The following is a 14860-nucleotide window of genomic DNA, read 5'->3' on the forward strand; positions in this document are numbered from 1 at the left end:
AAATATAATTTTTAAACCAAATTTAAGTCTTAGAAGGTTTAAACTTTTTATAAAGCTTAAATATGGTAAACAGAATAATGATAACTAAAAATATTGCAACAAAAGGAAAAACCACTGAAACTGCAGACATTACAACTGCTGTTCCTGTTTCTACTGTAGTAACTACAGGATTTGCCAAACCACCAGTTGTAGCTGTGGATGCTAATCTAGTTGCTCCAGAAGTACTTGCAACAGCTGCTGCTGTTCCTCCTCCTGCAATAATGGCTAAAGCCCAAGTAATAACTGGACTTAAATCTGCTACTGTTGATACCATAACTGCTGTTCCTGCAATGGCTGCCAATGGAATAGCTGCAGAATCTAACAAATTGTCTACATAAGGAATATAGTAGGCAAATATCTCTACAACAGTTGCTACACCTAAAACAATTAATGCAGATAAACTACCTATCCATTGCCAAGATTCGTTTAATTCCCAACTGCCTAAAAATGCTGTTAGGCTTAGTGCAAATAATGGCACAAAAACTCGAAAACCTACAGATGCAGATAAACCTATGCCTAGACAAATACTAATTATGGTCTCGCTCGTCATTTTTTTTTACTTATTAATTTATGTTGTAATGGTTATAAATGTAGAACTATTTATTCACTTTCAAAAAAGTCGTCTTTAAAACCTATTAAATATAGCTTTTCTTGAGCTCTTGTTACTGCTGTGTATAACCAACGTAAATAATCGCGATTTATACCTTCAGGTAAATACGGTTGCTCTACAAATACGGTATTCCATTGTCCACCTTGCGATTTATGACAAGTAATGGCATAAGAGAATTTTACCTGTAAGGCATTAAAATGTTTATTACTTTTTATCTTTAAATACTTTTTATATTTACTTGTTTCGTCTTCATAATCTTTCTGTATTTCTTGATACAAACGGTTAGAATCTTCGTATGGCAAAGAAGGAGTTTCTGCATTAATAGTATCTAATAAAACTACTGTTTCTATGGGAATCATTTTTGGGTAATCTACCATGCGTACTTTAACTTCAGCAAATCTAAAACCATACAATTCTTTAATACTAAAGATTTCAAGCACTTCAACAATATCACCATTGGCAATAAAACCTGCTTCACTAGTTGGCTTAAGCCAGAAGTAATTATTTTTAACTACCATAAGGTAGTCACCAGCAGATAATTCATTTTCATTAAATAAAATTCTGCTACGTATTTGCTGGTTGTACAAATTAGCACGCTTATTACTACGTACAATAATTGCCATTTCTTCGTTTCCAAGAGTGCTATAAGCGTCGTTAATAGCATCCATTATATCGTAGCCATCAACAAGTCTAACAATATCTGGAAAGCCTTTAATATTAAATTTAAAACTTTCAAAAAAGGAACTTGCTATAGTTTCGCGTAATAGCGTAGCATTCTCTAAAATACCAGAATCTTCTCCTTGACGCATTACTTCGTCAAGTTCCATTTTAGTAACATCTTTGTTGTAAGATAAGCTTAAAGTGGTTTCGTCTAAAGCAGGACTTATATCTAATTTTACAGGTGGTAACTGTGCTGTATCACCAATTAAAAGCAATTTGCATTTATGACCTTGATATACATATTGCATTAAATCGTCTAATAAAGAACCATTAGCATACAATTTAGAATCTGATGGTGCATCTGGAATCATGGAAGCCTCATCTACTATAAAAATGGTGTTTTTATGTTTATTAGGCTGTAAAACAAATTTTACGCCTCCACCTTTTTCTTTTTTAGGAAAATATATTTTTTTATGAATAGTAAACGCTTCCTTTTTAGAATAATTACTAATCACTTTTGCGGCTCTACCTGTTGGTGCCATTAGCACAGCCTTTTTTTCGGCATGCCATAAATTATTAACTATTGTACCAATAATAGTTGTCTTTCCAGTTCCTGCATACCCTTTTAACAAAAAGATGTCATTATCATTATCTCGAAAAATAAATTCGGAAAGTTGTAATAATAATATATCTTGTTTTGCAGTTGGCGTAAACGGAAAATGCTGTTTTATAAGGGAATAAAAATTTGAAGACGTCATTAAAGCAATTAAGAATTTAAGAATAATTCAAAGATATAAATGATTTTTACTCTTATTGGTTTTTACGAACAAAAAAAAATTGTAGATTTGCGATAGATCATTAACTAAATAAATTAAAAAATTATGATAATAGTTGCTGTAATAATTGTAATTCTACTAACTGTTGGAATTGTTTGGGCAATAGATAAATTTATTCCTTCTAAATTAAAAGGACCTTTAACCATTTTACTTTGGATAGCAATTATTGCTTTGGGTTATTTTACTTACATGTCTGTTTACAACGAAATTAAATTTCACAATATCAAAAAAGATCGTTATGCTGCAGTTATTGAGAATCTTGTAGATATTAGAGATTCAGAATTAGCATACAAAGAGGTAAATGGGAAATTTACAAATAATTATGATACTTTAATTAAATTTATTGAAACTGGAAAGTTTGCCATAATACAACGTAGAGATTCTACTGTTTTAGATGTTGAAAAAACTAGAGCATATGGTGGAATTGTGTATAACAAAGAAATTACTATTACAGATACATTAAGTTTTGCTTCAGTAAGAGATTCTTTATTTAAAAAATCTACACGTTATAAAACAATGATGAATATACCTTTTGCAAAAGAAGGTACTACTTTTACATTAGAAGCTGGTGAGACTGGTGAAGAAGATGATAAAAAACTTCCTGTATTTGAAGCTGTAGCTTTCAAAAAAGATATTTTATTCGACCAACCTAAGGACTTAATTAAAAAAGAATTAAATGTATTTTCTGTAGAAGAAATTGATGGTGATGCTATTAAAATTGGTTCTATGGATGAAGTTAAAGTTAATGGAAACTGGCCTAAGGTTTATGATCCAATTAAAAAATAATAACATTAAACATACAACACATAAAGCATTGTCCATTCAAATAAGTTTGAATGGACTTTCTTTTTATATTCTAAATACTCAAGATAATCTAGCAGATAAAATTGAGCATGTTACATTCGCTAAAAAAGTAACACCTTTTGAATTACTTGATGCAGTAAAACATGCTTTTAATACTGAAGAATGGCTAAAAGGTAATTTTGATACTGTATTAGTTATACATATAAATGAGCTTGCAACTCTAGTTCCAAAGCCTTTGTTTAATGAAGATGCTATTGCAGATTACCTAAAACTGAATTCTAAAATACTGAAAACAGATTTTATAACCTTCGATGACATTTCTGTAAACGATACAGTAAACGTTTACGTACCTTATGTAAACGTAAATAACTACATTTACGAGCGTTTTGGGGATTTTACATACAAACACTACTCTACTGTTTTAATTGAAGCCATATTGGCTCAAGAAAAGCATGTTAATGAAAACAAACTATACATTCATGTAAATAACACTCATTTTGAAATAATAGTGACTAATAATGGCACTTTAGCACTTTATAACACCTTCGAGTACCAAACAGCCGAAGATTTTATTTACTATGTATTATTTACTGCAGAGCAGTTAAATCTCAATCCAGAAGTTATAGAAACCGTTTTATTAGGTGCTATTTCTAAAGATGATGCCTTATACAATATACTTTACAAGTACATTAGACACATTAGTTTTGGTAGCAGAAAGGATAATTTTTCTATAACTAAAGAGACTATAAATAAACATTCACATTTTACACTTTTAACTCGTTTTTAAATGCGCATAATTTCAGGAGAATATAAAAGTAGAAGAATTACAGCTCCAAAAAACCTACCTGTTCGTCCAACTACAGATATGGCTAAAGAATCGTTGTTTAATATTTTAAATAATACTTATTATTTTGAAGACGTTTCTGTTTTAGATTTATTTGCTGGAACAGGAAACATTAGCTACGAATTTGCTTCGCGAGGTACAGAAAAAATAACGTGTGTAGATCAAGATTTTGGTTGCATAAGGTTTATTAACAAAACTGCCGAAGACTTTGTTATGCCAATACAAACCGTAAAAAGTGATGTGTTTAAGTTTTTAGAAAACTGCAATACGAAACATACTATTATTTTTGCAGATCCTCCTTACGATTTTCCAGTTGAAGCATTCTCTAAAATTCCAGAATTGGTATTTAAAAACAATTTATTAGAAGCAGATGGCTTACTAATAGTAGAGCATTCTAAACATACAGATATCTCGCATTTAGAAAATTATAGCTATTCTAAAAATTATGGTGGTAATAGATTTAGTTTCTACAAAGTTGCCGCGAGTGACGAAGAAGAATAAAACACACCAAATACTCCAAACAAAACAAAGCTCTTTGCGAAATGCAAAGAGCTTGTTTATTTAAGTAAATCTATAAGCCGGATTCTGTACTCTTGCGAGCCCTTATCATTTATCTACGTGAGTTGTTACCAACACACTTTAGCTGCCTACCCTCTAGTTCGCGCGTGCACGCTCAAACACTAGTTTACATGACATTGCACCACATAGAGTTTACCTGGTTTCACTACAGCATGACCTGTACATACTTTCTGTTGCACTTTTCCTAACCTCACGGCTGGTGGATGTTAACCACTATATTGCACTATGGTGTCCAGACTTTCCTCACTTGTACTGAACTTGTTTCAGTATCTTTTCAATTAACAACTAAGTAAAATCGTAAGATGCTGAAATAAATTCAGCACAAGTGCGATAAGGCGATTTACTTGTGTGCAAAATTACAATAAAGTAGTTTAGGTTTTTAGAAGAGGTTGTAGTTTTTTTACAGAGGTTTGTTTAATTATTTGTATATGGTTTAGTTGCGTTGGTTTAGCCGTAAAGTGTAAATAAAGACGAACCAAGAAAATCCGTGAGGACTTTCGGAAGTATGCTAAAACCAGCAATTTTGTTTATATGGTGTAGGCAACAGGCTTTTATCTTTTCAGTCCAAGTTTGTTTTCCTTTTTTATAATTTCATAATCAATATGCTCAATTTGTATTTTTGTGTCATATTTTGGGCAAATCCTTTTATGTTTTTGGAAATCAAACAAAATAATTTCATTTTTCTCGTATTCATATTTCAAACTATCCCTTAATTCTATCGCCTCAAAATTTTTATATGAAAAGTTCGGATTGGTAAAATCCTTTAGCATTTCTTTCTCTAAAAACTTTGAGAAATTTTTTAAATAAAAGAATGTTGCAATATGGTCTTCAAATATTCTTGGGTGTTGGAATTTTTGATTGCAATTTGAACATTGTAAAATGCTGACTTCGTTTCGATGTTCAATTGAATAGTCTTTTTTTATAAATTCTGGTTCCAATTTTTCGGTCAACAATCTATACGTTATTCTATATAAAAGATTGAACCAAGCATATTCTATTTCATTATCGTAACTCGGACTCCAGTCATTAATCGAACCCATTCCGCCACCTGGTAAATTCCAGCCAAGTTTTAAATTATGAAAATGTTTCAACCATTGTTTATCGTTATTCAATTCCACTAATTCGATTAGTAGAGCAGAATACTCGTTCCGTGTGTTTGTACTTAAACTATTTTTGTTCCAGAAACTCATTTTAAGCTTGTGTAAAATGTTCAGATATTAAACGTTAAAATACTGAAATAAATTCAGCACAAGTATTTTATATCAATCTTTAAACGAAGTTATTAAAACTATTCAATTTCTGTAATATTAAAATCTGCAAACAACACTTCTTCATCTCTAAGATCTTGCGCATTATTTAAACTTCTATAGATTCCCCATTTAGGTCTAACAAAACTAGCGTTAGGTCTCCAATTTATAATAGCGTTATTTGAGTACGAAAACAGCATAGTGTTATCGCTTACCTTTTTTATTTCAATATTGTAAGTTCCAGATGTGCCATATTCTATAGTTTCTGTTACTTCTAACCAAGTATCTACTAAAGGTGCTAAATCTGTTTGATCTAATGTTATTTGAGTATCTGTTTCTGCATAACGTAATTCTAATCTATCTGGACTACTTTTTCTTGCTGTAAGTGTGTACATTGGCATACTTTCTAAGTCACCACCAACAGATTTTAATTGGTGTAAATGTGTGAAGTTTGGAGAAGATTGAAAACCTGCTTTTAATTTAAACTTCCAGTTGTAAATTACTTTTTCGTTTTCGATACCTAATAAATTATCTGGCGATGGGCTGTACGATTTTATTTCGTTTCGTTGTCTATCAAAATTTATACATCTATCGTCATCTGGTGTTGTGTGAATAAAAAACCTGAATACGTTTGCGTTTAAATCGGTATCAAAAACTTCGTCTATATGTTCACCAAATGCATTATGGCTGCAATCTGGAGTTTCAATAGGATTAGAACCAGGTGCCAAAACCGAAGTAATTAGACTATAAGTATTTCCTGGACCATCTGCAATAAGCGATACTCCAGCTGTATTGGTATTTTGCTTTGTAAGACTTATGTTTAGCGTATTATTAGCCAAATTAGTATCGTTATAAACATTTTGAAATGCTTGTTTAAAAGCTATTTGAGCATTTACCTGAGTGGTATCACTATTAAAGCTTAAGTTTTTTTCGGTTTCAGTTTCTAAAGCACTACCATAATTATAACTTAATGCGTTAGATAATTTTTGCATTAAATCGTTTGCATCTACCCAAGATATAGAAGTTGCATTTGTTGCTACAGAAATATCTGTAAATATACTTGACGCTGTTGGTGCTACTGTTTCCTCTTCTTCATTACAACAAATTATAGTAAAACAAGTAATAGTAATTAAGAATATAAATATGTGTTTTTTCATTTGTTAAATAAGTGCTAGAACTAATTTCTTTAACAAAGTTAGTTTATTTACACACAAAAGTCAAGCTAAAACTGCTATAAGCTAATAGTCCTATTTTGTTAATAACTACTATTAAATTCTAAGTCCAAAATCCTCAATTTCAATTCTAATTTTTAACTTTGTAATTCTATTATTAATAAGCATCGAAAGATGCTGAAACGAGTTCAGCATACATTGGAACACTTTGTAGTATCAGCCAGAAAGTACAGACCTCAAACGTTTAAGGACGTTGTTGGGCAGGATGCTATTACAAATACGTTACTTAATGCCATTGAAAACAACCATTTAGCACAAGCTTTATTATTTACAGGTCCACGTGGTGTTGGTAAAACCAGTTGTGCACGTATTCTTGCTAAAATGATAAATAGCGATGGTACAGAATCTGCAGACGAAGATTTTGCTTTCAATATTTTTGAATTGGATGCTGCATCAAACAACTCTGTAGATGATATTAGAAGCCTTACAGACCAAGTACGTATTCCACCACAAGTAGGAAAGTATAAAGTTTATATTATAGATGAAGTACACATGCTCTCTCAAGCGGCTTTTAATGCTTTTTTAAAGACATTAGAAGAGCCTCCAAAGCACTGCATATTTATATTAGCAACTACCGAAAAGCATAAGATAATACCAACCATTTTATCGCGTTGCCAGATATTCGATTTTAAACGTATTACCGTAACAGATGCTAAAAACTATTTAAAGTTTATTGCTAAAGAACAAGGTATAAATGCAGAGGATGATGCGCTACACATTATTGCTCAAAAGGCAGATGGTGCAATGCGTGATGCGTTGTCTATTTTTGATCGTGTGGTTAGTTTTTCAGGAAAAGAATTAACTCGAAAAGCAGTTACAGAAAATTTAAATGTACTTGATTACGAAACGTATTTTACAAGCACAGATTTAATATTAGAGAATAAAATTCCAGAATTATTACTTCAGTTTAACGAAACATTGTCCAAAGGTTTCGATGGACACCATTACGTTGCAGGTTTGGCCTCACATTTTAGAGATTTACTAGTGTGCCAAAATCCAGCAACTATAGAACTTCTTGAAGTTGGTGAACAAACTAAAGCTAAGTATTTAGAGCAATCTAAAAAAGCGTCTCAGCAATTTCTTTTAAAAGGCATTGAGTTTGCTAACGAAACAGATTTAAAGTATAAGTCTAGTAAAAATCAACGATTACTCGTTGAACTTTGTATCATGCAGCTTGCCTCTATCACTTTTGATGGAGAAAAAAAAAATAGTAGTCGGTTCATAATTCCGCCTTCTTATTTTAAACGTGTTGGTATTACACCTATTCTTGTTAGTAAACCTTTAGAGTCCACTGTAAACCATCCAAAACAAGTTATAGAAAACAAACAGGAAACTCCTGTTTCTGTTACTAAAACAATTATAAAGCCTGAAGTTAGTAAGCCAAAAATTATATTAAACTCTAAAAGCAAACGTACTTCTGGCCTATCTTTAAGTAGTATTCGTGCTAAAAAAGAGCATGAAATTAGGCAAATGGATGTTGTGGTAGATGAAGAAGATTTACCAACAGAAGCTTTTACTCAAGATGAATTAATTGAAGTTTGGAACACTTTTGTGCTACAAATTGAAGATGAAGGAAAAATGAACTTAGCAGCTATTTTATCTATAGACATTCCAAGATTAAAAGGCACTACCATACATTTAACATTCCCAAATTCTACTAATAAAGTTGAAGTAGAAAGGCAGTCTTTCGATTTATTACAATTTCTTAGAAAGACACTTAATAACTACGATATTAGTTTAGACATTGAGGTTAATGAGGAAATGCAGAAGAAATTTGCTTACACTCCAGACGAAAAATACGAAAAGCTAAAAGAGAAAAATCCTAATATAGAATTGCTTCGTAAAACGTTTGATTTAGATCTTTAGGAGATAAAAAAGAGGGCTTTGCTTTTAGATAAAAGAGCAAAGACTTGTTTATCGATAATTGATTAATTTTAAGAAATATTAATATTTTAAAATGAAAAACCTCCTATTTCTTTTAACTTTAGTTAGTGTTATGTTTATTGGTTGCGATGGAAAAGATCGCGTACACTTATCTAATACTGAAGTTTTAAAGGAGCATAAATTATTAGATTCTTTTTCAGAGAGCGTTGTATATTTCCCAAAAGAGTATAATGAAATAACTATTGACACCACTTTAAGTAATGGTTTTAGAATAAAAATTAAATCTTTAACAGACTTAGAAAACGCTCAACTTATAGATTTTGAATCTGATGGAATTCACAATAAACATTACTTCCGAGAGCTTATAAATATTATTGAAGTATATAAAAATGAAAAAATAATATTTAAACAAACTCTTACTAATGCGTTTTTAAATAAGCTGAATTCTAATTACATAATTGATAAAAATTACATTAAAAATATTCCAATAATTGATGATTTCAATTCACTTAAAGAAAATAAGGCAATTATAAATTTATCGCATTGTATTCCTAGAACTGTAAATTGTCCAGATTATAGGTTAACAATTAATACTAATGGAGATCATAAACTAAAAGAAATAAACTAATGCTAGGACTAAAACTACCAACAGATCCACGTTGGGTAAACATAGTAGAAAAAAATATTGAAGAGATTTTAACAGATCATGCTTTTTGCGAGCAAAAAGCAACAAGTACAGCTATTTCTTTAATTGTAAGTTTTCCTGAATACACAGATTTGGTACAGGAAATGGTTGCTTTGGTTAAAGAAGAGATTAGCCATTTTAAAATGGTGCACGATTTAATATTACAAAACGGTTGGATATTAGGTCGTGACAGAAAAGATGAATACGTTGCAAAACTACTTCAATTTTTTCCAAAAGGAGGTAGTAGAACAACACAATTAGTGCATAGATTATTATATGCTGCTTTAATTGAAGCACGTAGTTGTGAACGTTTTAGGTTACTTAGTGAAGAACTTGAAGATAAAGAATTAGCAGAGTTTTATAGAAAATTAATGGTAAGTGAAGCAAACCACTATACTATGTTTTTAGGTTTTGCTAGACAATATGGAGACCGAAAGGAAGTTGATGAGAAGTGGCAAGCGCTTTTAGATTTTGAAGCAGAAATAATGAAAGATTTGAGTAAAAGCGAAACTATACATGGATAGCAAATAGTACTATTTAAAGGACAAAAAAATCCAATACAACAAATTGTATTGGATTTTTTTTGTTTTCTAATAATTGCTTGTATTAAAGCTTTACACCAAATCCTATTTGAATGTTAGTATTTGTTGCATCTAAAGTTGTTTCTTCATCAAAAATGTTTGTAAATCCATAAGAATATCTTAAGTCTAAAAAGAATTCATCAGAAATCATATACTCAACACCTGCAAGACCTGAGAATGCAAAATTTTGTAAACCATCTTGAAAATCATGTCCTTTTAAACTTATTTGTGGTCCTAAACCAACAGATAAATTTTCTCCTACTTTATATTTTAAAAACAAAGGCATTTGAATGTAATCAATTCTAATAACCTCTTCTTTTGCTCCTTCTGCAGAAAATTGAATTTCTGGTGCAAAAGATAAATCTTCTGTAACATTAAATTCTGCAAAAAATCCAATTGCAAAACCATTTCTGTGGCTATTATCAAATGAACCTGTATTTGGCTCAAAGTCTAAATTTGAAATATTATATCCTGCACGAACTCCATATAATGCGTTTTGAGAAAAGCCATAAATTGAAAACAATGCAAAAGCAGCGATAAGTACTATTTTTTTCATAAAAATTGGTTTTAAAATTTTAAAAATATTTAGATTGATTTTAAAAGTTGCACTAATATATTATTTTTTTAATATAATCTAAACAATAAAAAGATAAACTGTATCATTTTAACTTTGTATGGCTTAAAATAGTTTCTTTATACATGCTTTTTATAATTCCGTCTGCTAAACCAATTTTTGGAACATAAATGTCTTTTGCGCCACTCCATTTCATTGCAGAAAGGTATATTCTTGTTGCTGGAATTATAACATCTGCTCTATCTTGATTCATATTTAGAACTGTTATTCTTTCTTCATAAGAATAGCTTTGTAACATATTATAATACGATGTTAAATAAAAATATGTAAGTGGTTTTCCTGCTGCTTTTCCAGATGATTTAAAAATATTATTAATATTTCCTCCAGAACCTATAACATAAATTTTATCGTGTTGTTTTGTTTCTTTTTTTGCCCACTGCTCTAACTCTAACCAAGTTTCTTTTTTTACAATATCGTTTAACAAACGAACCGTACCTATTTTAAAAGATTTTGAGGCAACTTTTTCTCCATTATGAATAACACTAAACTCTGAACTTCCACCTCCAACATCTACATATAAATACGTTTTATTTTTATCTATAAAAACACTTAAATCTGTTGCTGCAATTATAGTAGCTTCTTCTTCTCCATCTATAATATCGACTTTTATACCTGTAGATTTATTAATTAAACATGCAACTTCGCTTCCATTATTAGCTTCTCTCATTGCAGAAGTTGCACAAGCCTTATACTTATCTACTCTATGTGTTTTCATTAGTAATTTAAAAGCTTGCATTGTGTCTAACATTCTGTTAGTATTTTCTTTAGAAATTTCTTCGTTTAAAAACACATCTGCTCCTAAACGAATGGGCACTCTTACTAGCGATGTTTTTTTAAAGCGTGGAGGCTTATTTTTTTCTTCTACAATACTGGAAATAAGTAATCTTACGGCATTCGATCCAATATCTATTGCAGCATATTTAAGTATTTTTAGCATTAGTTTAATTGGTTTTTGTAATAATTGTAAGTCTCAAATTGAGCTCTTATTTTTTTATTATTATCTAACTTATAAGTGTTTGTTTGCTGTTTGTCTAAAATCCTTGATTTAACATTGTCTTTCCAGCATATATTAAACGTATCTATTAATTCTTCTTTAATTTCATCATCATAGATTGGGCAACTAACTTCTACTCTATTTTCTATGTTTCTTGTCATCCAATCTGCCGAAGATATGTATACTTTTGGTTCGTTATTATTACAAAAAATATACTGCCTAGTGTGCTCTAAAAATTTATCTATAATACTCACTACAGTAATATTCTCACTCATACCCTTAACACCTGGAACGAGACAACATATACCACGAACAATCATTTCTATTCTAACACCTGCATTACTTGCTTGGTATAATTTATCGATCATTTTATAACTAGAAATACTATTCATTTTTAAACGAATATAAGCTGGCTTACCCTCTTTTTTATTATTAATTTCATTGTCTATTAAACTAAAGAAAGCGTTTTTAGTATAATGTGGTGAAGTTATAATGTGTTTGTATCTATAAACTTTATAGTTAACTGAAAAGAAATTAAATACTTTGTTAACGTCTTTAAGTATTTTCTGGTTAGCTGTAAACAAAGTGTAATCTGTATAAATTTTAGCAGTAGATTCGTTAAAGTTACCAGTACTAATAAAACCATAACGTACTATTTTTTTGTTTTCTTCTCGTTCTATTAAACACATTTTACAATGTACTTTTAAACCTTGTACTCCAAAAATTAGCTTAACACCTTCGCGTTGCATTTGCTCTGCATAATCGATATTTGCTTGCTCATCAAAACGTGCTTGAATTTCCATTGATACTGTTACTTTTTTTCCATTAATAGCAGCATTAATTAAAGAACTTGCTACATGAGAAATTTGAGCTAATCTATAAATAGTAATTTTAATAGTTTTTACTTTAGGATCTAAGGCTGCTTCCCTTAAAAACTTAACTGTGTATGCAAAAGTATGATATGGTGTGTATTGTAAATAGTCTTTTTTTGCTATGGCTTCAAAAATACTTGTTTCTAAACTCAATCCTTTTACTGGTAAAGCTTCTATTTTATTGTAAAGTAAATCTGTTCGACCTAAACTTGGAAAACTCATGTAGTCTCGTCTGTTATGGTATCTACCTCCAGGAATAATACTATCTGAGCTTTCAATTCCCATTTTTTCCATTAAAAAACCTAGAGTGTCTTTATCTATAGTCTTATCGTAAACAAAGCGAACTGGCTCTCCATCTTGCCTATCTTTAACACTATCACTAATTTTTTCCATAAAACTTTTACTTAAATCACTTTCAAGGTCAAGCTCTGCATCACGTGTAATTTTTATCATGTGTGCAGAAATGGATTTATAATCGAAAATATTAAAAATATCATCTAAACAATAACGAAGAAGATCGTCTATCATAATAATAGAATTTTTGTTTACCTCCTTTGGGAGTACAACAAAACGATCCATCCTTTTAGATATTTCTATTAGTGCATATTGGTTTCCTCCATTTTCTAAAGACATATTTATGGCTAAATAAGCTGCGCTATCTTTAAGATTAGGTATTCTAATAGCGTCGTTTAGTATTATAGTTACTAAAGCAGGACTTATTTTTTGTATAAAATAATTTTTTATGAATTTTTTTTGGTTTTCACTGATTTGATTTTCCTTAACAATGAAAATATTTTCTGCTTTAAGCCTAGTTTGGATGTTACTTAAAATATTTAAGCTTTCTGTCTGTTGTTTAATTACCGTTTTAGTAATAATTTCTAACAAATCTGAAGCTTTGATTCCTCCTAACTGATTTTTTCCTGCTTTACCAGCTTCATCTATTCGTTTTACAGTGGCATAACGCACCTTAAAAAATTCGTCTAAATTATTAGAAAAAATACCTAAAAACCGCAAACGCTCTATTAGCGGAACTCCCTCATCTGAAGCTTCTTGCAGTACTCTACCATTAAATTGTAACCAACTTAACTCTCTATTAATATATGTGTAATTTGGAGTTGTTTTTTTAATCATTTTATAAATATTACAACACAAATATATTGTATTGTAATCATTATTTTAAATGTTTTGGAAATACAATTTTTCCAGTTTTACCTTTACAAAGGTTTTTCTAACTATCAATTTCAAAAACAATCTTTATAAAACCAGATGTAATAACATTTTCTATGTATTTATCTCCATATTTATTTACAAAATTAGTAAGCGCATAATTGTGACCAAAAACCATAATACTGTCGAATGATTTTTCACAAGACTCGATAACCTGAATTAGAGATTCTACTGAAAAATCATACAATTATTTTAAATATCTGATTTACAATGTATTTAACTCTAATTTTTTAATAAATATATTTGCTGCCAATTTCGTTCTTTCTGAAGAACTACATAAAATTAGTTTAGGCTTTATTTTACTATTTTTTAAATAATTAGAAACAATATTAGCGTCTATTTTTCCTCTCTTTGTTAAAGGTCTATCGAAATCAGGCAATTTTCTATTCCAATTGGATTTTCCATGACTAATTAAAAACAAGGTCTTATTTCTTTTAGTCGTGTTTATTTGCTTTTTATCGATGTTTTACTTATCTTTGACCATTCAACGAGTATATGTGTTATTAAACATTGTTTTTTGCGGTACACTAAAAATACAGTTTATTTTGCAAATGCTATTAATTGCTTACCCAAAGCTAAACGACATCTACTGTCACCATGTATGGTGAAACTCCCTTAAACTGTAGCCAAATTAATGGTTTTAATGAAGAGTAAATGTGTTATGAATAAAATTTGGATATTAATATTACCTATTATTACAAGAGTAACCTGTGCTTGTATATTTCTATTGAATAGTTTTTACTCTTGCATGAATGTAATTTTAAAAAACTTATCTTCTATTACTTATAGACAATATTCTTTTAATAAAAAGAATATTTTTTTGATCACATTATTTCAAACAAAAAAAAAATCAGTGTCAAATAATCTGAGTCATTTTAATAAAGTTATTAAAATAGTACTTAGTATTTCAACTTTTTATAATAAACCCCATTTATTAAATTCTAATTTATGCTAACTACTAATTATGATTTGAAAAAATCACTTTATAAGTATTTGTCATTACTGCTAATATTTACTAGTGCATTGTCTTTTTCACAAACACAAGCACCTTCAATTCAAACTGGTGTTACTTTTCAATGGGTTGAACCTACACAACCTACAAATATTAGTCCTACAACAATTGAATCTATAA

15 protein-coding genes and 1 other RNA gene are annotated in these 14860 nt (G+C 29.9%); 6 read left to right on the forward strand and 10 right to left on the reverse strand.

All coding sequences use genetic code 11. The features are described 5' to 3' along the window. Positions 1 to 22: 22 nt before the first annotated feature. A complete protein-coding gene (locus tag Q0C58_RS07060) occupies positions 23 to 589 on the reverse strand; it encodes a DUF4126 domain-containing protein (RefSeq protein ID WP_290699251.1) in 567 nt (188 codons plus the stop codon). Between the two features lie 50 nt (positions 590 to 639). Further along, positions 640 to 2067 (reverse strand): AAA family ATPase, encoded by a 1428-nt coding sequence (locus tag Q0C58_RS07065; RefSeq protein ID WP_290699254.1) that lies wholly within the window; start codon positions 2065 to 2067, stop codon positions 640 to 642. Positions 2068 to 2190: 123 nt separating this feature from the next. On the opposite strand from Q0C58_RS07065, the gene Q0C58_RS07070 reads away from it, so the two are divergent. From Q0C58_RS07070 to rsmD, 3 genes are read left to right on the forward strand one after another with little or no spacing between them, the layout of a single operon-like run. Then, entirely contained in the window at positions 2191 to 2931 is a 741-nt protein-coding gene (locus Q0C58_RS07070) for a hypothetical protein (RefSeq protein WP_366841431.1), read from the forward strand. Then, positions 2912 to 3736 (forward strand): DUF3822 family protein, encoded by an 825-nt coding sequence (locus Q0C58_RS07075; protein WP_290699257.1) that lies wholly within the window; start codon positions 2912 to 2914, stop codon positions 3734 to 3736. The genes Q0C58_RS07070 and Q0C58_RS07075 overlap by 20 nt, the downstream gene beginning before the upstream one ends. After that, on the forward strand, positions 3737 to 4294 hold the full coding sequence (gene rsmD, locus Q0C58_RS07080) for a 16S rRNA (guanine(966)-N(2))-methyltransferase RsmD (protein WP_290699260.1): 558 nt from the start codon (positions 3737 to 3739) through the stop codon (positions 4292 to 4294). 57 nt (positions 4295 to 4351) lie between these two features. On the opposite strand, the gene rnpB is transcribed toward rsmD, so the two are convergent. The 3 genes from rnpB to Q0C58_RS07095 all read right to left on the reverse strand — a co-directional run bounded on the left by rnpB (position 4352) and on the right by Q0C58_RS07095 (position 6776). Further along, an RNA gene (rnpB, locus tag Q0C58_RS07085) (RNase P RNA component class A) lies at positions 4352 to 4719 on the reverse strand. Between the two features lie 204 nt (positions 4720 to 4923). Continuing rightward, entirely contained in the window at positions 4924 to 5484 is a 561-nt protein-coding gene (locus Q0C58_RS07090) for a hypothetical protein (protein WP_290699263.1), read from the reverse strand. A gap of 176 nt (positions 5485 to 5660) precedes the next feature. After that, the gene (locus tag Q0C58_RS07095; RefSeq protein WP_290699266.1) at positions 5661 to 6776 is read right to left on the reverse strand and encodes a hypothetical protein; all 1116 of its coding nucleotides are present in this window, start codon (positions 6774 to 6776) and stop codon (positions 5661 to 5663) included. Between the two features lie 213 nt (positions 6777 to 6989). Here Q0C58_RS07095 and dnaX point away from each other — a divergent pair, with 213 nt between their 5' ends. From dnaX to Q0C58_RS07110, 3 genes are all read left to right on the forward strand, one after another. Then, the gene (gene dnaX, locus Q0C58_RS07100; RefSeq protein ID WP_290699289.1) at positions 6990 to 8717 is read left to right on the forward strand and encodes a DNA polymerase III subunit gamma/tau; all 1728 of its coding nucleotides are present in this window, start codon (positions 6990 to 6992) and stop codon (positions 8715 to 8717) included. A gap of 91 nt (positions 8718 to 8808) precedes the next feature. Further along, on the forward strand, positions 8809 to 9363 hold the full coding sequence (locus tag Q0C58_RS07105; protein WP_290699268.1) for a hypothetical protein: 555 nt from the start codon (positions 8809 to 8811) through the stop codon (positions 9361 to 9363). After that, positions 9363 to 9944, forward strand: a complete 582-nt coding sequence (locus tag Q0C58_RS07110) for a tRNA-(ms[2]io[6]A)-hydroxylase (RefSeq protein WP_290699271.1) — start codon at positions 9363 to 9365, stop codon at positions 9942 to 9944. The genes Q0C58_RS07105 and Q0C58_RS07110 overlap by 1 nt, the downstream gene beginning before the upstream one ends. An 82-nt stretch (positions 9945 to 10026) precedes the next feature. Here Q0C58_RS07110 and Q0C58_RS07115 read toward each other — a convergent pair whose 3' ends face one another. The 5 genes from Q0C58_RS07115 to Q0C58_RS12450 all read right to left on the reverse strand — a co-directional run bounded on the left by Q0C58_RS07115 (position 10027) and on the right by Q0C58_RS12450 (position 14149). Continuing rightward, complete coding sequence (locus tag Q0C58_RS07115; RefSeq protein ID WP_290699274.1) at positions 10027 to 10557, reverse strand: porin family protein; 531 nt, start codon at positions 10555 to 10557, stop codon at positions 10027 to 10029. Between the two features lie 103 nt (positions 10558 to 10660). Then, positions 10661 to 11572 carry a Ppx/GppA phosphatase family protein gene (locus Q0C58_RS07120; RefSeq protein WP_290699277.1) on the reverse strand — a complete coding sequence of 304 codons (912 nt, stop codon included), beginning with the start codon at positions 11570 to 11572 and terminating at the stop codon, positions 10661 to 10663. Then, a complete protein-coding gene (gene ppk1, locus Q0C58_RS07125; protein ID WP_290699280.1) occupies positions 11572 to 13632 on the reverse strand; it encodes a polyphosphate kinase 1 in 2061 nt (686 codons plus the stop codon). The genes Q0C58_RS07120 and ppk1 overlap by 1 nt, the downstream gene beginning before the upstream one ends. Before the next feature lie 97 nt (positions 13633 to 13729). Next, complete coding sequence (locus tag Q0C58_RS07130) at positions 13730 to 13915, reverse strand: hypothetical protein (RefSeq protein WP_290699283.1); 186 nt, start codon at positions 13913 to 13915, stop codon at positions 13730 to 13732. Positions 13916 to 13933: 18 nt separating this feature from the next. Continuing rightward, positions 13934 to 14149 carry a histidine phosphatase family protein gene (locus tag Q0C58_RS12450; RefSeq protein WP_366841435.1) on the reverse strand — a complete coding sequence of 72 codons (216 nt, stop codon included), beginning with the start codon at positions 14147 to 14149 and terminating at the stop codon, positions 13934 to 13936. Positions 14150 to 14860: the final 711 nt, after the last annotated feature.

The sequence above is a fragment of the Lacinutrix sp. genome, from assembly GCF_023299985.1.
Classification (GTDB): Bacteria; Bacteroidota; Bacteroidia; order Flavobacteriales; family Flavobacteriaceae; genus Lacinutrix.